13 protein-coding genes and 1 tRNA gene are annotated in these 17730 nt (G+C 64.4%); 9 read left to right on the top strand and 5 right to left on the bottom strand.

The genetic code is table 11. From position 1 onward, the window contains the following. The first annotated feature begins 72 nt into the window (after positions 1–72). The 8 genes from pstS (ACZZ0O_RS14325) to rnt all read left to right on the top strand — a co-directional run bounded on the left by pstS (ACZZ0O_RS14325) (position 73) and on the right by rnt (position 7852). Complete coding sequence (pstS, locus tag ACZZ0O_RS14325; protein WP_161963033.1) at positions 73–1092, top strand: phosphate ABC transporter substrate-binding protein PstS; 1020 nt, start codon at positions 73–75, stop codon at positions 1090–1092. A 336-nt stretch (positions 1093–1428) separates the two neighbouring features. Then, positions 1429–2520 (top strand): phosphate ABC transporter substrate-binding protein PstS, encoded by a 1092-nt coding sequence (gene pstS, locus ACZZ0O_RS14320; RefSeq protein WP_463591081.1) that lies wholly within the window; start codon positions 1429–1431, stop codon positions 2518–2520. Positions 2521–2632: 112 nt separating this feature from the next. Further along, complete coding sequence (gene pstC / locus ACZZ0O_RS14315) at positions 2633–3607, top strand: phosphate ABC transporter permease subunit PstC (RefSeq protein ID WP_039420811.1); 975 nt, start codon at positions 2633–2635, stop codon at positions 3605–3607. Next, positions 3607–4476 carry a phosphate ABC transporter permease PstA gene (pstA, locus tag ACZZ0O_RS14310; protein WP_115512051.1) on the top strand — a complete coding sequence of 290 codons (870 nt, stop codon included), beginning with the start codon at positions 3607–3609 and terminating at the stop codon, positions 4474–4476. The genes pstC and pstA overlap by 1 nt, the downstream gene beginning before the upstream one ends. A gap of 22 nt (positions 4477–4498) precedes the next feature. Beyond that, a complete protein-coding gene (gene pstB / locus ACZZ0O_RS14305) occupies positions 4499–5329 on the top strand; it encodes a phosphate ABC transporter ATP-binding protein PstB (protein WP_039420807.1) in 831 nt (276 codons plus the stop codon). A 110-nt stretch (positions 5330–5439) separates the two neighbouring features. Continuing rightward, a complete protein-coding gene (phoU, locus tag ACZZ0O_RS14300; RefSeq protein WP_055844762.1) occupies positions 5440–6150 on the top strand; it encodes a phosphate signaling complex protein PhoU in 711 nt (236 codons plus the stop codon). Between the two features lie 125 nt (positions 6151–6275). Then, a complete protein-coding gene (locus ACZZ0O_RS14295; protein ID WP_463591080.1) occupies positions 6276–6671 on the top strand; it encodes an RcnB family protein in 396 nt (131 codons plus the stop codon). Positions 6672–7210: 539 nt separating this feature from the next. Beyond that, positions 7211–7852, top strand: a complete 642-nt coding sequence (rnt, locus tag ACZZ0O_RS14290) for a ribonuclease T (protein WP_463591079.1) — start codon at positions 7211–7213, stop codon at positions 7850–7852. A gap of 241 nt (positions 7853–8093) precedes the next feature. Here rnt and ACZZ0O_RS14285 read toward each other — a convergent pair whose 3' ends face one another. From ACZZ0O_RS14285 to rnr, 4 genes are all read right to left on the bottom strand, one after another. Next, complete coding sequence (locus ACZZ0O_RS14285) at positions 8094–11126, bottom strand: diguanylate cyclase domain-containing protein (RefSeq protein WP_463592455.1); 3033 nt, start codon at positions 11124–11126, stop codon at positions 8094–8096. Between the two features lie 238 nt (positions 11127–11364). After that, positions 11365–12114, bottom strand: a complete 750-nt coding sequence (gene rlmB, locus ACZZ0O_RS14280) for a 23S rRNA (guanosine(2251)-2'-O)-methyltransferase RlmB (RefSeq protein WP_055844774.1) — start codon at positions 12112–12114, stop codon at positions 11365–11367. Between the two features lie 315 nt (positions 12115–12429). Next, on the bottom strand, positions 12430–12903 hold the full coding sequence (locus tag ACZZ0O_RS14275) for a GFA family protein (protein WP_463591078.1): 474 nt from the start codon (positions 12901–12903) through the stop codon (positions 12430–12432). Between the two features lie 134 nt (positions 12904–13037). Beyond that, entirely contained in the window at positions 13038–15581 is a 2544-nt protein-coding gene (rnr, locus tag ACZZ0O_RS14270; RefSeq protein WP_463591077.1) for a ribonuclease R, read from the bottom strand. A gap of 121 nt (positions 15582–15702) precedes the next feature. On the opposite strand from rnr, the gene ACZZ0O_RS14265 reads away from it, so the two are divergent. Next, a tRNA-Leu gene (locus ACZZ0O_RS14265) sits at positions 15703–15789 on the top strand. A 439-nt stretch (positions 15790–16228) separates the two neighbouring features. Here the strand turns inward: ACZZ0O_RS14265 and ACZZ0O_RS14260 are convergent. Then, complete coding sequence (locus ACZZ0O_RS14260; RefSeq protein WP_463591076.1) at positions 16229–17683, bottom strand: platelet-activating factor acetylhydrolase IB subunit; 1455 nt, start codon at positions 17681–17683, stop codon at positions 16229–16231. Positions 17684–17730 lie beyond the last annotated feature (47 nt).

Here is a 17730-nt window from a genome sequence, read left to right as displayed (position 1 = left end):
ACGGTCATGCCGCTGCCCTGCAATGGCGCGACTGCGGGACGTCGTGATCCCTACCCTCTCTGGAGCTGTTCCGTGACCCACTCCTTCAAGACCCGTCTGGCCGTCGGCGTGCTCGCCGCCTCGCTGGCACTGTGTGCCCAGGCTGCCGATGTCACCGGCGCCGGTGCGTCCTTTATTTACCCGGTGATGTCCAAATGGTCGGCCGACTACAACGCCGCCACCAAGAAGCAGGTCAACTATCAATCGATCGGCTCGGGCGGCGGCATTGCCCAGATCAAGGCGGCCAGTGTGGACTTCGGTTCCTCCGACGCCCCGTTGAAGCCGGAAGAACTGGCCGCTGCCGGCCTGGCGCAGTTTCCGTCGGTGATCGGCGGCGTGGTGCCGGTGGTCAACGTGGCCGGTATCGCACCGGGCGCGCTCAAGCTCGACGGCAAGACCCTGGGCGACATCTTCCTGGGCAAGATCAGCACCTGGAACGATCCGGCCATTGCCGCGCTCAACCCGGGCGTGAAGCTCCCCGAAGGCAAGATCACCGTGGTGCATCGCTCCGATGGCTCGGGCACCAGCTTCAACTTCACCAACTATCTGTCCAAGGTCAACCCGGACTGGAAGAGCAAGGTGGGCGAAGGCACCGCCGTGCAGTGGCCGAGCGGCATAGGCGGCAAGGGCAACGAAGGCGTGGCTGCCTATGTGAAGCAGATCAAGGGCGGCATCGGCTATGTCGAGCTGTCGTATGCGCTGCAGAACAAGATGTCCTACACCGCGATGAAGAACGCTGCCGGCAAGTTCGTGCAACCGTCCGATGAAACCTTTGCCGCCGCGGCCAACAGCGCCGACTGGGGCAATAGCAAGGACTTCTACCTGGTGATGACCAATGCCGCGGGCGACAACGCCTGGCCGATCACTGCCACCAACTTCATCCTGGTGCAGAAGAAGCCCAAGAACGCCGCTGGCCTCAAGAACACGCTGGAGTTCTTCCGCTGGGTCTACAGCAAGGGCGATGCCCAGGCCAAGCAGCTGGACTATGTGCCGCTGCCGGACAGCCTGGTGACGCAGATCGAAGCGTATTGGGCCAAGAACCTGCCGCGCTAAACGCGTGCATCGACGCAGTTGCGCACATCGTCAGGTGTGCGCAACTGCCGTTGACGACAGCGGTGACGTGCGAGCACGGGCTTGGCGCGCACTGGCCGGGCCTGCCTGACACCTGCATGTCACGTTGACTGGTCACTCTCAACAGAACAGGAACGACGCCGTCTCTCTCCCCGGCGTCGGGACCGGGACGCGGATCCCGGGGGGTGCGATGCCCTCCGCGGTCCGCGTCTTTTTTTGTGATGCCTCTCCCGAAGGCACTGTCATGAGCGTGTAACAAAAACATCATTTCATAGCGTGGTCTGCCGGACACCCGGCCAATCCAGCCTCGGAGCTTCCATGAAATTGCAGTCGGCCAGTCTGACCGCCCTGTCCCTCACCATCGCCCTTGCCCTGGCTGCGTGTTCGCCCGGCAAGGACGTGCAGTCCGGCGATGCCGCCAAGGGCGCTCCCAGCGCAGGCGCCACCGCAAGCGACAGCAAGGTTGCGGAAATCTCCGGTGCCGGTGCGTCCTTCATCTACCCGCTGGTGTCCAAGTGGTCGGCCGACTACAACGCCGCCACCGGCAACAAGGTCAACTACCAGTCGATCGGTTCCGGCGGCGGCATTGCCCAGATCAAGGCCGGCACGGTGGATTTCGGCTCGACCGACAAGCCGCTCGATAGTACCGAGCTGCAACAGGCCGGCCTGGGCCAGTTCCCGTCCGCCATCGGCGGCGTGGTGCCGGTGGTCAATCTGGAAGGCATCGCCCCGGGCAAGCTGCGCCTGACCGGCGCGCTGCTGGGCGATATCTTCCTGGGCAAGGTCAGCATGTGGAACGACGCGGCGATTGTCGCGGCCAACCCGGGCGTGACCCTGCCGGCGACCAAGATCAATCTGGTGCACCGCTCCGATGGCTCGGGTACCACCTTCAACTTCTCCAACTACCTGTCCAAGGTCAGCCCGGAGTGGAAGAGCAAGGTCGGCGAAGGCACCTCGGTGCAGTGGCCCGGTGGCGTCGGCGGCAAGGGCAACGAAGGCGTGGCCTCGTATGTGCAGCAGATCAAGGGGTCGATCGGCTACGTCGAACTGGCCTACGCGCTGCAGAACAAGATGCCGTACACCTCGCTACAGAACGCCGCCGGCCAGTGGGTCGAGCCGAATGCAGACAGCTTTGCCGCCGCTGCTGCCAGCGCCGACTGGGCCAATGCCAAGGACTTCAATCTGGTGATCACCAATGCGCCGGGCGAGAAGGCTTGGCCGATCACGGCCACCAACTTCATGCTGATGCACAAGCAGGCCAAGGATGCCGAGCGCAGCAAGGCGACGCTGGACTTCTTCAAGTGGGCATTGGAAAACGGCCAGGCCCAGGCCAGCGAGCTGCATTACGTGCCGCTGCCGCCGGAGCTGGTGAAGCAGATCCAAGCCTATTGGGGCAGCGAGTTCAAGTAATGCCTGCATCCCGCCTGCATGGCGGGCTGCGCGGCGGTGAGGTGCCTGCGGGCGCCTCACCGTTCCTGATGTCTCACGCTCCCGCCGATGTGCGGGTGACGAGTTCAATCGAATGAATGCCACCGCCCTTCCCGAAGCGATGACCGCCCCCCGCGGCCGCGACCTGCGCGATGCGCGCGCCGACCGCCTGTTCAAGCTTGCGCTCGCCGCCACCGTGGTGTTTGTGCTGTTGGCGCTCGGCAGCGCAGCGCTGTCGATGTTGTGGGGCGGACGCCACGCACTGCAGATGCAGGGCCTGAGCTTTTTCTATTCCGCCGACTGGAATCCGGTCGAAAACAAGTACGGTGCACTGGCGCCGATCTACGGCACCTTGGTCACCGCCTTGATCGCGATGGTGATTGCGGTGCCGGTGAGTTTCGGCATCGCGTTCTTTCTCACCGAGGTGGCGCCGCGCTGGTTGCGTGGGCCGGTAGGCACCGCAATCGAATTGCTGGCCGGCATTCCGTCGATCATCTACGGCATGTGGGGCCTGTTCGTGCTGGTGCCGGTGATGACCGAACACGTGACGCCGTGGCTCAACGATCACCTGGGCACATTGCCGGTGATCGGCCCGTTGTTTCAGGGTCCGCCGCTGGGCATCGGCCTGCTCACCGCAGGATTCGTGCTGGCGATCATGGTGATCCCGTTTATCTCCTCGGTGATGCGCGAAGTGTTTCTGACCGTGCCGACGCGCCTGAAGGAGTCGGCGTACGCGCTGGGCTCCACCAAGTGGGAAGTCAGCTGGGACATCGTGCTGCCGTACACGCGCTCTGCGGTGATCGGCGGCGTGTTTCTGGGGCTGGGACGCGCGTTGGGCGAAACCATGGCGGTGGCCTTTGTGGTCGGCAACACGGTGCGCCTGTCGCCGTCGCTGCTGGAGCCCGGCACCACCATCGCCGCATTGATCGCCAATGACTTCGGCGAGGCCACCGAAACCTATCGCTCGGCTTTGCTGCTGCTGGGCTTTGTGTTGTTCATCGTGACCTTCATCGTGCTGGCGATCGCGCGCTTCATGCTGATGCAGCTGTCGCGTCGGGAGGGCAACTGATGTCCGCTTCCTCTGTCTCGCAATCGCTGTACAACCGGCGTCGCGTCACCAATGTGGTGGCACTGTTGTTGTCGTGCGTCACTGCATTGTTCGGGTTGTTCTTCCTGGCCTGGATTCTGTGGACGCTGCTGTCCAAGGGCGTGCCCGGCATCGACCTCAATCTGTTTACCAAGATGACACCGCCGCCGATGCAGGAAGGCGGCCTGCTCAACGCCTTCTTCGGCAGTGCGGTGATGTGCGGGCTGGCGCTGGCGATCGGCACGCCGTTGGGCGTGGCGGCCGGCACCTGGCTGGCCGAGTATGGCAATGCGCGCAAGGCCGGCATCGTGGTGCGCTTCGTCAACGACATCCTGTTGTCTGCGCCGTCGATCGTGCTCGGCCTGTTCGTCTACACCTTGTACGTGATGCAGACCGGCGGGCGGTTCTCTGCGTTTGCCGGCGCACTGTCGCTGGCCTTCATCGTGCTGCCGGTGGTGGTGCGTACTACCGACGAGATGCTGCGGCTGGTGCCGGCGCAGATGCGCGAAGCAGCCTTGTCGCTGGGCATTCCGCAGTGGAAGGTCACCGTGCAGGTGCTGTACCGCGCGGCTTCGGCCGGCATTCTCACTGGCGTGTTGCTGGCGCTGGCGCGCATCAGCGGCGAAACCGCACCGCTGCTGTTCACTGCATTCGGCAATCAATACTGGAACAGCAACATTTTCCAACCGATGGCCAGCGTGCCGGTGATCATGAACCAGTTTGCGGGCAGCCCGTACGAATCCTGGCAGACCCTGGCCTGGTCCGGCGCACTGGTGCTGACCGTGTTCGTGTTGTTGGTGAGCCTGGGCGCACGTGCGCTGCTGTTGCGTAACAAGATTTCCAATGACTGACCTTTCTTTCCGGACACCCGACATGAACGATCTCCAAAACGCCAAGCCGATGCATCGCATCGCTGTTCCGGCCGCCAAGGGGGCGCCGACGGCGCAGGCGCCGGTGAAGGTGGCCGCACGCAATCTGGATTTCTATTACGACAAGTACCACGCGCTCAAAAGCATCGACATCGAGATTCCGGAAAAGCGCGTCACCGCGCTGATCGGCCCCTCCGGCTGCGGCAAATCGACCCTGCTGCGCATCTTCAACCGCATCTACGCGCTATACCCGAAGATGGAAGCGCGCGGCGAAGTTCTGCTGGATGGCGAAAACATCCTGTCGCCGAAATACCCGATGAATCGCCTGCGCAGCAAGGTGGGCATGGTGTTTCAGAAGCCGGTGCCGTTTCCGATGACCATCTTCGAAAACGTTGCCTACGGCATCCGCCACCACGAAAAACTGTCCAAGCCCGACATGCAGAACCGCGTGGAACAGGCCTTGCGCCAGGGCGCATTGTGGGACGAGGTCAAGGACAAGCTGGGGCAAAGTGCGCTGGGCCTGTCTGGCGGTCAGCAGCAACGCCTGTGCATTGCGCGCGCAGTGGCGCTGCGGCCGGACGTATTGCTGCTGGACGAACCCACCTCGGCGCTGGATCCGATTTCCACCAGCCGTATCGAACAGTTGGTGGAAGAACTCAAGCGCGATTACACCATCGTGATCGTGACCCACAACATGCAGCAGGCCGCGCGCGTCTCCGATTACACCGCCTTCATGTATCTGGGCGATCTGATCGAGCACGACCGCACTGAAACGATTTTTTCCCAGCCGTCCAAGCAGCAGACCGAGGACTACATCACCGGCCGTTTCGGTTGATGTAAGGCGACGCACCGCAACGCCCGCACTGAAGCAGCTCCGTCGCCCTGCCCTGCACGTCATTCGGCGCGGCTGACGGACATCTACCACTGCCACGAATCGAGATCACGATGAACCAGCACCTCAACGACCATATCGTCAAAAGCTACGACGAGGAGCAGCACCGTCTTGTCGCCGAGATCGTGCGCATGGGCGACACGGCAGTGGCGCAGCTGGAAGCGGCGCTGGATGTGGTGGAGCGTCGCGACGACAACGCCGCGCATCGCATCGTGGTCAACGACGAAGCGATCGACGCACTGGAACACGCGATCAGCCACGACGTGATGCGTCTGGCGTTGCGCGGCCCGATGGCGCGCGATCTGCGCGAGATTCTGGCCGGCCTGCGGATTCCTGCGGATATCGAACGCATCGGCGATTACGCAGCGAACGTGGCCAAGCGCTCGATCGCACTCAACTCCGCGCCGCCGCTGCCGCAGACGGTGGGCCTGCGTGCGCTGGGTCAGATGGCCGCCGATGCGGTCCGCGAGGCGGTGCAGGCGTACCGCGACAAGGATGCAGATGCGGCGATCCGCGTGCGCGACGAAGATGCACGCCTGGATGCGCAGTACACCGCGCTATTCCGCGAGCTGCTGACCTACATGATGGAAGACCCGCGCAACATTACGCCGTGCACGCACTTGCTGTTCATGGCCAAGAACCTGGAACGCATCGGCGACCATGCGACCAACATCGCCGAGAACGTGTGGTTCCTGGTGCATGGCGAACAGCCGCTGCCGCCGCGCCTGAAGCGAGACGACACCAGCACCACCGGCGTGATCTGATCGTCGTTGGGTGTCGGCACGCGCTGCCGACAAACAGCGGAAAGCTTTATTTCATTACGTATTCAGCTAAAATTTCCTACGGTGGGATTGCACACAGGCCGTTCCTGTGACGCAGGAGTACGCAGATGAAACGTCTCATCGGATCTTTCATGGTTGTATCGCTGCTGACCTCGGGAGCCGCGTTAGCCGCGCCCCAGCAGCACGACGATCGCGATCGCGACCGCATTGCACAGCAGCGTCACGACGATCACGGCCCGGACCGGCATGACGAGCATCGCAACGACAAGCACGATGATCGGCGCAGCGCACATCACGACGATCACCGCAACGATCGCCATGGCCCGCCCTTCCGTCGCGGCGAGCGCCTGGCACCAGACCATCGCGGTAACCGCGTCGCCGATTACCGCAAGCATCACTTGAAGCAACCGCCGCGCGGACATGAGTGGCGTCGCGTGGATAACCAATACGTGCTGATTGCCATCGCGACCGGCCTGATCGCCAGCGTCGTCGGCGGGGGTTGATCCCGAGACATCCGTGTCACTAGGCAGGCCCGATCCGTGGCAACGCGGATCGGGCCTTCTTTTGCGTGACGTCGTGGCCGGTAGACAGCGGAGTGCAGCCGGAGCGGCCCATGGCGCCCCGCACGAAAGCTCTGTGCGTTCCGCTTGATCGATGCTGATTTATTGGCGGGAACGCGCGCGGATGAGTTTCTCACAGGCGACTCTCTGGTGAGGGCGCGACTTGCTCTTGAAGCAACTCCGCTCCGCCGGATAAGCGCGGCATGTACTCAGTGAGGCGCAGGCCACGTGTGCACTCCGGGCCTGTGCGGCCCCCCCCTGCTGACGACTGCTCACCCGGTCTTGTTCGCCGTTCTGAGCTAGACCGCTGGACGTCACCGGCCCGCTGCTTTGCGGTCCATTCGCACGCCCAAGCACGCCGTCTCGGCAGCGCCGTGGCGGTGACAAGTAGCGCTTTGCCTGCCGACCAGATGCGCCAGACCGCAGACGGATACACCGAGGGCGGGTGCACCGGTCGGGCCCAGGGTGCGACCTGCTAGGCTATGCGGATGAACGAACCGGTCGACCCGCAGCCTGCCACCTCCTTTCTGCCCATGTCGCGGCGTTTCCGCGGCTATCTGCCTGTGGTGGTGGATGTAGAAACCGGAGGGTTCGACTGGAACAAACACGCATTGCTGGAAATCGCCTGCGTGCCGATCGAAATGGGTGCCGACGGGCGCTTTTTCCCCGGCGAAACCGCCAGCGCGCATCTGGTCCCGGCCCCAGGACTGGAGATCGACCCCAAGTCGCTGGAGATTACCGGCATCGTGCTCGATCACCCGTTCCGTTTTGCCAAACAGGAAAAGGACGCGCTGGACCATGTGTTCGCACCGGTGCGCGCCGCGGTGAAGAAATATGGGTGCCAGCGCGCCATCCTGGTTGGCCACAACGCGCATTTCGATTTGAACTTCCTCAACGCCGCTGTTGCGCGCGTGGAGCACAAGCGCAATCCATTTCATCCCTTCAGCGTGTTCGACACGGTGACCCTGGCTGGCGTGGCGTACGGGCAGACCGTGTTGGCGCGTGCCGCGCAGGCGGCCGGTCTGGACTGGAACACCGCCGATGCGCACAGCGCGGTCTACGACACCGAACAGACCGCACGGCTGTTCTGCACCATCCTCAATGCCTGGCCCGGGCCTGTTTAGGGCTGGGATTGGGGATTTGGGATTCGGGATTGGCAAAAGCGGGGCGTTTGCGCGGCCGAAAGATCAGCCGGGTGCGGCAGCAACAGAGCAACTACTGCGCACCGCATAACCGCATGCAGCCTTGCCGGGGCGTACGGTTAGGGCCTTCGTATTTCCCAGCCGCCCTGCAGGAGCAGAAAAGCACCAGCCACCGTGCTTTTACGATTCCCGATTCCCGATTCCCGATTCCCCAATCCCAGCTCTAACCAGCACAGATCCGGTCGCGCCCTGCGCTCTTGGCTTCGTACAACGCGTGATCGGCGCGCTGCATCAACGATGAGCCGGTGTCGTCGTCGCGCAACTCCGACACGCCGGCGCTGAAGGTCACCTGCAGCCCGTCCACGCCGCCCCAATCGCTGCGCGCATGGAACAGCATGCGAATGCGCTCGCAGAGCGCCTGTGCATCGTCCAGTGTGGTGTCGGCCAACAGCAGGGCGAACTCTTCGCCGCCCAGACGCGCGGGCAGATCCGAGGCACGTGCGGCTGCGGTCAGCAGCTCGCCGACATCGTGCAGTACCGCGTCGCCAATGGCGTGCGAGTAACGGTCGTTGATGCGCTTGAAATGATCGATATCCAGGATCGCCAGCACCAACGGCCGGCCACTGCGACGTGCGCGGCTGATGTCGCGCGCCAGCGCTTCGTCGAAGTGGCGACGGTTGGGCAAACCGGTCAGTGCGTCCTCGTGCGCCTGGCGCTCGAACACATCGGACTTGATACGCAGCCGCGTCAACAACTCGCTCTTTTCCTGATTGGCCTGCAGCAGGCGCTGCGCCTGCAGCTGCAGATCCTGCGTACGCTTGCGCACCAGTTCGGCCAGGCGGGCGCTGTGAGTTCTGTAGCGATGCAGCAGCGCCCGATACAGCAAGGCCAGGGCAAGAATCGCGGCCAGCACCGCAGCAAACCGCACATCGTGGCGTTGCCACCACAGCGGCAGCACGTCGAAGGTCCAGCGCGCCTCCCGCGGGCTCCAGGCACCGCCCGGATGACGGGCCGCCACCCGCAGGGTGTAGTGCCCCGGCGGCAGGCCGATGAACTCCACGCTGCGCTGCCGGCCACGCGCAATCCACACGTTGTCCAGGCCGTCCAGACGGGTGCGGTATTCGATACGCTCGGACAGCAGAAAACTCATGCCCACATACGAGACATTGAGCCGGTCGCCGCCGGGTAGCTGCGCTTGTTGGCGCCAGGCCAGCGGGCGGCCGTCCTGTTGCACGCTTTCGATCAGCGGCGGCGGTGGGCGTCGCTCGCGAAACCGCTGCAAGCGTGCCGGGTCCACCGTGCTCACACCACCGGCGGTGACCACCCAAACCGAGCCATCGGCACGCGCGATCATGCTGGGGCCGGAGCTGCCATTGGCCTGCGCGTTGCCCATGCCGTCGATCTCGCCGTAGCGCTCGATGTCCAGCGTGCCGCGTCCATCGGCCACCGCATCAAGCGCAGCGAACGCGGTGCGCAGCACGCCGCGATTGCTGCTGATCCATGCGTTGCCCCGCCGATCGTCGACGAGCTGGAACACCGTATCCACCGGCATGCCCTGCTCCAGACCCACGCGCGCAAGCGTGCCGCCGCGCACGCGATACAGACCGCGATCGGTGGAGATCCACACCGCATCGCCAATCGGCTGGAAGCCGAACACGCTGCGCGCACCACCCAGGCGTTCCAGGTCCAGTTGCTGCAGCGTGCCGTCGCGCAACACCGCCGCACCATCGACCGAGCCGATCCACAGCGCGCCGTCGATGCTGGCCAAGGCAGTCACCACGCCACCGGGCAGCCCATCGATCGCCACCGGCACGCGCTTGCCGTCCACCAGCTGCACCACGCCGCGCTGAGTGGCCAGCCACACCGCAGCGTGCGCATCGATCACGATGGCGCGGATATGGCCACTGGGGATGCCGTCCGCCTCGCCGTAGTGCTGCAGCACGCGACCATCGCGCAGCACGAACACACCGTCGGCATAGGTGCCCACCCACAGGTCGCCATGCCGATCGAGCGCCAGACTGAGCACCGACAGCCGGCGTCCCGACGGGGTCGCCACAGGAACCGGCATGATCCTGCCGTCCGGCAGCATGCGGTCCAGACCGGCGGTGCTGGCGATCCACAGACTGCCGTCGCGATCTTCGAGTACTGCGCGGGCATAGTCGCCGCTCAACCCGTCGCGCTGGCTGTAGCTGCTGAACAAGGTCTCGCGTAATCGGAACAGGCCACCGTTGGCGCCGACCCAGATGCTGCCTTCCGCATCCTCGCGCAGGCTGACGATGCGCCCGGTGGGCAGGCTGCGGCCTGCCGGCAAATGCTCTACCCCGTGGCTGCCGATCCGTAACAGGCCCTGGTTTTCGCTACCCAGCCACAGATCGCCATTGCGATCCTGCAGCATCGCAGTGAAGTGGCCCTGCCCGGGCAGCCGATGCACCAACTCGGCGCGCTCGTCGTGCAAGCGATACAGCTGCTCACCTGCGACCATCCACACCGTGCCGTCCGGCGCGCGATACGGCCACGCTAGGCCCGGCGGCAGGCCGAATGACGCTGGCGCACGATGCATGCGCCCGTCCGGTTCGCGATAGATCAGCCCGTCCAGCGTACCGATCAGCAAGCGGCCCTGCCCGTCGAACACCATGCGCGGGAAGCTACTCTGCAGCGGCACGCCATCGCGCGGCGGAAAATAGTCGAAACGTCCATCCGGCCACAGGCACCCCAGCCCGTGGCCTTCGAACAGCAGCCACATCCGGCCGTCCGCATCCATGGTCATCGCGTGGATCAACGCCTGCGGCCACTGGCCCTTGCGCTGCCACTGCCGCCACTGCCCATCGGCGCCGTGACGCACCAGATTGCCGCGCGTATCGCTCAGCCACAGCGCGCCATCGCGATCCACGTACAAGGCGCCGACGCCGTTATCGGGCAGACCCGGTCGCGTGCTGCGATCGATGACGTTGAATTCCAGGCCGTTGTAGCGCACCAGGCCTTCCCAGGTGGCGAACCACAGGTAGCCGTCGCGGGTCTGGGCGATATCGCGCAGCGAGTTGTGCGGCAGGCCGCTGCGCGAACTCCAGCTGTCGATGGCGTAGTCGCGTAGTCGCGCGGTCCCGATAGGTGCGGCGATCGCCGTCAGCGAACACAACGCCAACAGCATGCAGACGCCAGCGCCGAGCCAGCGCCGCCACTGCCCATGCCATCGTGCCGACGCCTTGCCGGCGTCTCTGTTCTCGCCCGTACCGCAGGCGCCCACCCCAAGTTTCATCAGACACAACACGCCGTTTGCTGACGATATGGTAGGGAAAAAGTGACGCGGGCGCTGATCGTTCGCGCTGGCTGACGCCGAAAGCCTTGCAGCTGCGGCGTCGTACGCGCCATCGACAGCACTTCGTTGCCAAGCGCAGCGTCGCAATCTGCGCAGATTGCGCTATGCCTGCATGTGCGCTGCGTTCCTATTGCATGCTGAAGGCAGCGCGTGATCGCGCGCCTCCGTCCCGCATCGCTCAGGCACCCAGGCGCTGGCGCACGACCTCGAACAGGGTCACGCCGGTTGCGACCGACACATTGAGGCTTTCGATATCGCCCGGCATTGGAATCTTGACCAGACCATCGCAATGCTCGCGGGTCAGACGGCGCAGACCGTCGGCCTCACCGCCCAGCACCAGCCCGACATTGCCGCGCAGGTCGACGCTGTACAACGACGCCTCGGCCTCGCCGGCCAGGCCGTACAGCCACACACCCTGCTTCTGCAGGTCGCGCAGGCAGCGTGCCAGATTGGTCACCGCCACCACCGGGATGCGGTCGGCGGCGCCGGCCGAGGTCTTGCGCACGGTCGCATTCACCGTGGCCGACTTGTCCTTGGGGATGACCACCGCAGTGGCGCCTGCGGCCGCGGCGCTGCGCAGACACGCACCGAGGTTGTGCGGGTCCTGCACGCCGTCGAGCACCAGCACCAGCGCGCGACCTTGCGCAGCCTCGACCAGACCTTCCAGTTCGTTCTCCGCCCACAGTCGTGCGGCGGCGTAGCGTGCGGCAACACCTTGGTGGCGTACCTGCCCGCCCACACCGTCCAGTGCCTGGGTGTTGACCCGGCGCACGTCGATCCCCTTGCGGCGCGCCTGTTCTTCGATCTCGGTCAGACGCGGGTTCTTGCTACCGGCCTCGATCAAGACCTCGCGCACGTTGTCGGCGTCGTTCTCGACGGACGAGGCGACAGCGTTGACGCCGACGATCCACTGGTTTTGCTTGCTCATTGCGCGGGCATACGAAGAAATGAGGGGGAATGGTAGGGCCTGCGGCCTGCTACGTCACGGCCGGGGCAAGGATCGCCTGAGAAATCGGGCCAAGGTCGTGCCGCAATGCCACGGGCAGCTGGCGGAGTCATGCGCCGCTGGCTGCAGTGGACATGCCGCAAATGTATCGGTACGCCGGATATCTTCGCGTCGCGTGAACCGCTATGGACAGGTCCTTGACCGCGTATCGCGCCGACCTCGGCAACACGCCGCAACGCACCGACATCAACATGATTGAAGACAGCAATGACCTGCATTGCGAAGCAACATCGCTACTTACGCCGGCCACCGATCGGTGTCGTGATCCGGATGCTGATGCGAGACGAGCGCGGCCTGAAACGCCAATGCAGCAGCGTCATTCTCACTCGGGCGTGTCGGCAGCTGCGCCAGGGTATCGACGAACGGCAACTTGCACTCCACCGCGTACTGAATGTGCGGAGGCAACCGCTCCGGTGTATCGAATGCACCTGCCGCAATTGCCACGCCGTCAGGCGCTTCATAGGTCAATGGCGTCCCGCACTCGGCGCAAAAGCCGCGCTGTACCACTGACGAGGAGGCAAAGCGCTTGGGCTCGCCACGGGTCCAGCGGAACTCGGTGCCACGCACCGACACCAGTGGCGCGTAATACGCCCCGAAGGCTTTCTGACACATGCGGCAATGACAGATCGATGCGTCGTCCAGCACGCCGCGCACATGAAAGCGCACGGCGCCGCATTGGCAGCCACCGCTGTATTCGGAGGATGTGCGCATCGTTTGCCTCGCAGATCAGCGTGTTATGCAAGCCACCGCGTCATCACGGTATGCGGCGGCACTCACGACGCACTTGCCGACGCAATGTACTGCGGGCAGCCATTCCGGCCGCCCGCAACACCATGCATCCAGTATCAATACGACTTTTTCTTGCGCTTGGCCGGCTTCTCGCGCGGCGGCAGCGGTGCTTCGGCAGGCGCACCATCCTCTGCCAAACGGAAATCGATCTTGCGTTCTTCCATGCTGGCCTTGAGCACGAGCACGCGTACCGGGTCGCCCAGACGGAACTCACGACCACGGCGCTCGCCGCTGAGCGTTTTGCGGATCGGATCGAACTGGTAATAGTCCTGCGGCAACTGGGTGACATGCACCAGGCCATTGACCTTGGACTGGGTCAGCTCCACGAACAGGCCGAAGCCGGTCACGCCGCTGATCACGCCATCGAACTGGCCGCCGACATGCTTTTCCATCCAGGCGGCGCGATAACGCTCGTCCACTTCGCGCTCGGCCTCATCAGCACGGCGTCCACGCTCGGAGCATTGCAGCGACAAGGCCGACATCTGCCGCGGCGTGTAGATGAATTTCTCCGGGCTGGCGCCGGTCAGGGCGTGCTTGATCGCGCGATGCACCAGCAGATCCGGGTAGCGGCGGATCGGCGAGGTGAAGTGCGCATACGCCTCCAACGCCAAACCGAAGTGACCGTTGTTGTCGGGCGAATACACCGCCAGGCTCTGGCTGCGCAGCAGCACCGATTCCAGCAGCGCGGCATCCGGGCGCACACGCACCTTCTTCAGCAGCTTGGTGTAATCGCCCGGGCGCACCTTGCTCCACGCCGGCAGGCTGAGCTGGAACTCCTTGAGGAACTCCAGCAGGTCTTCGTACTTGCTCTCCGGCGGCCGCTCGTGCACGCGATACGGCGCAGGCACATGCACGCCCAGCAGATAGCGCGCGGCTTCCACGTTGGCGGCGATCATGCATTCTTCGATCAGCTTGTGTGCGTCGTTACGCACCAGCATGCCGGCCTGGGTGACCTCACCGGTGTTGTCGAGCACAAAGCGCACTTCGGAGGTTTCGAACTCGATTGCACCGCGATGCGTCCGCGCCTTCGACAACACGTTGTACAGCTGATGCAGACGCTGCACCTGCGGCAACAACGGGCCGATAAACGCCTTGGTATCGGCATCGTCTTCGCCAACCGCCTTCCAGACCTGGTTATAGGTCAGTCGCGCATGCGAGTTCATCACCGCTTCGTAAAAACGCGAGCCGGTCACTTCGCCATCGCGGCCCACCTGCATGTCGCAGACAAAGCACATGCGGTCGACCTTGGGCATCAGCGAGCAGATGCCGTTGGACAGGGTTTCCGGCAACATCGGCACCACAAATCCCGGGAAATACACCGAGGTGGCGCGCTTTTGCGCTTCGTCATCCAGCGGCGTGCCGGGACGCACATAGTTGGACACGTCGGCGATCGCCACCACCAGACGGAAACCGTCGGCATTGGGTTCGCAATACACCGCGTCGTCGAAATCCTTGGCGTCTTCGCCGTCGATGGTGACCAGCGGCATCTGCCGCAGATCCACACGCCCACCGATCATCTGCGGCTCGACCACCAACGGCACGGCGGCCGCTTGGTCCAGCACTTCCTGCGGGAATTCGTGCGGCAGCTCATGACCATGGATGGCCATTTCCACCACCAGCGACGGCGTCAGCTTGTCGCCCAGCACCGCGATGATCTTGCCGATGGCCGGGCGGCGGGCGTCCGGCGGGGCGATCAGTTCGCACACCACCAACTGCCCCTCGCGTGCCTCGCCAATGCCGTCCGGCGCAATCTGCACGTTGCGTTGCACGCGCTTGTCGTCCGGGTCGACGTAGGCCACGCCGTGCTCGTAGAAAAAGCGCCCGATCATGCGCGACATGCGCCGTTCCAGCACGCGTGCGATGGCGCCTTCGCGGCGGCCACGGCGGTCGATGCCGGTGACGTTGGCCAATGCACGGTCGCCGTGCATCACCTTGCGCATTTCGAACGGCGGCAGGAACAGGTCGTCACCGCCCTCGTCCGGCTTGAGGAAACCGAAGCCTTCCGGATTGGCGATCACCACGCCGGCGATCAGGCTGGTCTGCTGTACCGGCGCGTAGCCGCCACGGCGGTTCTGCACCAACTGCGCTTCGCGCACCATTGCCGCCAGGCGCTTGCCCAGCGCGTCGATGCGGTCGCTCAGGCCGAGCTGCTCGGCGATCTCTTCGGCGGTCTGCGGGCCGTCGCAGGCTTCCAGCAGCTGCAGGATGGCCTCGCGGCTGGCGATCGGCTCGGCGTAACGCAATGCCTCGCGGTCGGCATGCGGGTCCTTGAATCCGGTGTCGGCGACGGCAACGGTGTTGGCGATAGCCAGGACGGTGTCTTTCTGGAAACGTTCCGGTGGCGGCGCGGGCGGACCGCTCTTGCGTGGATGCGGCGCGCGGGGCGCAGCAGGCTCGACCGGAGGTGCCGGCTGATCGGACGACGCCTTTGCCGCAGCGCGCTTGTTGGCGGATTTGGTGGACGCACCTGCCGCAGCGCGGACCAGGAAGTCCGGCATCCAGCCTGGCAGTTTCTGTTGCTCGGCGGTGGTGGACTCGCCCGGGCTGGCGGATTTGCGGCGGCTGGGCCGGTCGGAATCGGGGGTATTTTTCTTTGTCATTACCCTAATGGTAACCCCTGCGGTCCTGACATGGGCGGCAAGGCCAGCCAGGCCGTTGGCGATTGCTACACATCACCCGTTGACAACCTCGCCAGGAGTCTGCAAAATTCGCGGCTCACCTGCCCAGGTGGCGGAATTGGTAGACGCACTAGCTTCAGGTGCTAGCGGGGGCAACTTCGTGGAGGTTCGAGTCCTCTTCTGGGCACCAGTTTAAAAAGACCTCCGAGCAATCGGGGGTCTTCTGGTTTCTGGGGTTTGAAAATGCGGGCGCTGCGGTTGAGGGTCGATGAGGTGATTCAGGCCGCTAAGAAAACTTAGCGAGCAGTCGTCCGCCGGGTGTCGATGGCGCACTCAAAATCGCAATGGACGATTGCTAAGTGCCAGCTCCGGGCACCGGCCGCGCCCGCCGGGTGGTGAGTGCAGACATTTGATTAGCTGTGCTCCGCCGATTGATCCGTCGACGTGATCGGATGATCGCGACGCCTACGCGGCCTTGCGCTCCACTCCATCACGACCGCCGATCAGCGCGACGACCAACTCGTCGCTGCCCATACCTACGGCGCACGGTGCACCACGGTCGAATACCAAGACTTCGAAACGACACGACAGCCCCCACCTGCCTGGCGGGCGCCGCCGTGGTGGCCGTCCTACGGAGCGGCCGTTATTCCAGCATCGCGCAGGGCCTGCGCCCAGATCCTGTAACCGGCTTCGCTGGGATGCGTGCCGTCGGGCATCAGCGCCTCCGGCAGGCTGCCATCGGGCTGCAGCAGCTGCTTGCCGATATCGACCAAGCGTACCGATGGGTCGGCCGCGTAGCGTGCGCGCAGCAGGCGGTTGGTTTCGGCAATCGGGCCGCGTTGCGGATCGCTAGCAGTGCGGCCGCGCGGCATGATCGCCATCAAAATCAACTTGCTGTTTGGCATGCGTGTGCGTACTTCGCGCACGATGGCATCGACGCCCTGCGCGGTTTCGGCCGGCGTGCTCGCACGCGATTGCGCGGTGCCGGTGAGATTGTTGGTGCCGATGTGCAGCACCACCCAACGCGGCTCGAGGCCGTCGAGCTCGCCCTGGCGGATGCGCCACAACACGTTCTGCGTGCGGTCCCAACCAAAACCCAGATTCAACACCGGCCGCTTGCCGTACAGCCACTGCCAGGACCGCGACCCACTGACGCGCGTGGCATGCGGCGGGCCAGACCAGAAGTGGGTGATCGAATCGCCAATCATCACCACCTCCGGCTTCAAACTGCGCGCGGCAGCAAGCGCGGCATGATGGCGTGCGTACCAATCGTAGGAATCCTGCTCCAGCCAATCGACCGGCATCAACGCGGTGGCGGCATCGCGGCCGAGTTCGGCCACCGGCTTGACCGGCGCTTCACCCAGCAGGCGCGCCAGGGTCGGCTCGATCGCCTCGGCCAGCATGCGCTGGCCCTGCGTATCCGGATGCAATGCACCGGCCGCTGGACGAAAGCGCGTGTCGTAGAACAACTCGGTGCGCAGCTTGCCGTCGCGCTGGAACACCGAGCTCACATCCAGATAGGTCACACGCGGGTTGTCGCCGTAGCGCACTGCCAGACCCTGGTTGATCTGCGCATCGCGACGCGATTTTTCGCCGGAAATCGCGCTGGGTAGCACACTCAACAGCAGGATGTGCGTGCGCGGCAGCTTTTGTTCGATCGCCGCGATTACCGCGTCGATGCCGAGCTGGGTCTGCTCTGCACTCTGGCCGAGGTGGCCGGTGTTATTGGCGCCAATCAGCACCAGCGCAACCTTGGGCTGCAGGCCATCCACTTCGCCATTGGCCAGCCGCCACAGCACGTTTTCGGTGCCATCACCACTGAAGCCCAAATTGAGCGCGCCGCGGCTGCCGTAGAAGGTCTGCCAGGTGTGCTGAAAGTCTTCGTCGGGTACCTTGGATTTTTCGTAGTTTTGCGTGATGGAATCGCCAATCAACAGCAGCTTCGTCTCAGGATGCTGTTTGACCTGCTCCAGCACCTGCGCGTGGCGCTGGGCCCACCACGGCTCCTGCAGGCGGTCGGTCGGCACAATCGAGGGAGATGGCGTTTGCGCAAGCGCAGTCAGCATCAGCAGGCACCACGACATGCCAAGGCCAATCGCAGCAAGCGGCCGGATACGACCGCGAAACAGGG

The organism is Xanthomonas sp. AC360 (assembly GCF_979258225.1).
Note: the sequence above shows the minus strand (reverse complement) of the source record. Positions and strands in the feature narration are given on the sequence as shown.

Excerpts from the sequence above, each read along its gene's own strand:
- pstS (WP_463591081.1), top strand. The coding sequence starts at position 1,429 with ATGAAATTGCAGTCGGCCAGTCTGACCGCCCTGTCCCTCACCATCGCC.
- pstC (WP_039420811.1), top strand. The coding sequence starts at position 2,633 with ATGAATGCCACCGCCCTTCCCGAAGCGATGACCGCCCCCCGCGGCCGC.
- pstA (WP_115512051.1), top strand. The coding sequence starts at position 3,607 with ATGTCCGCTTCCTCTGTCTCGCAATCGCTGTACAACCGGCGTCGCGTC.
- pstB (WP_039420807.1), top strand. The coding sequence starts at position 4,499 with ATGAACGATCTCCAAAACGCCAAGCCGATGCATCGCATCGCTGTTCCG.
- phoU (WP_055844762.1), top strand. The coding sequence starts at position 5,440 with ATGAACCAGCACCTCAACGACCATATCGTCAAAAGCTACGACGAGGAG.
- ACZZ0O_RS14295 (WP_463591080.1), top strand. The coding sequence starts at position 6,276 with ATGAAACGTCTCATCGGATCTTTCATGGTTGTATCGCTGCTGACCTCG.
- rnt (WP_463591079.1), top strand. The coding sequence starts at position 7,211 with ATGCGGATGAACGAACCGGTCGACCCGCAGCCTGCCACCTCCTTTCTG.
- ACZZ0O_RS14285 (WP_463592455.1), bottom strand. The coding sequence starts at position 11,126 with ATGAAACTTGGGGTGGGCGCCTGCGGTACGGGCGAGAACAGAGACGCC.
- rlmB (WP_055844774.1), bottom strand. The coding sequence starts at position 12,114 with ATGAGCAAGCAAAACCAGTGGATCGTCGGCGTCAACGCTGTCGCCTCG.
- ACZZ0O_RS14275 (WP_463591078.1), bottom strand. The coding sequence starts at position 12,903 with ATGCGCACATCCTCCGAATACAGCGGTGGCTGCCAATGCGGCGCCGTG.
- rnr (WP_463591077.1), bottom strand. The coding sequence starts at position 15,581 with ATGACAAAGAAAAATACCCCCGATTCCGACCGGCCCAGCCGCCGCAAA.
- ACZZ0O_RS14260 (WP_463591076.1), bottom strand. The coding sequence starts at position 17,683 with ATGTCGTGGTGCCTGCTGATGCTGACTGCGCTTGCGCAAACGCCATCT.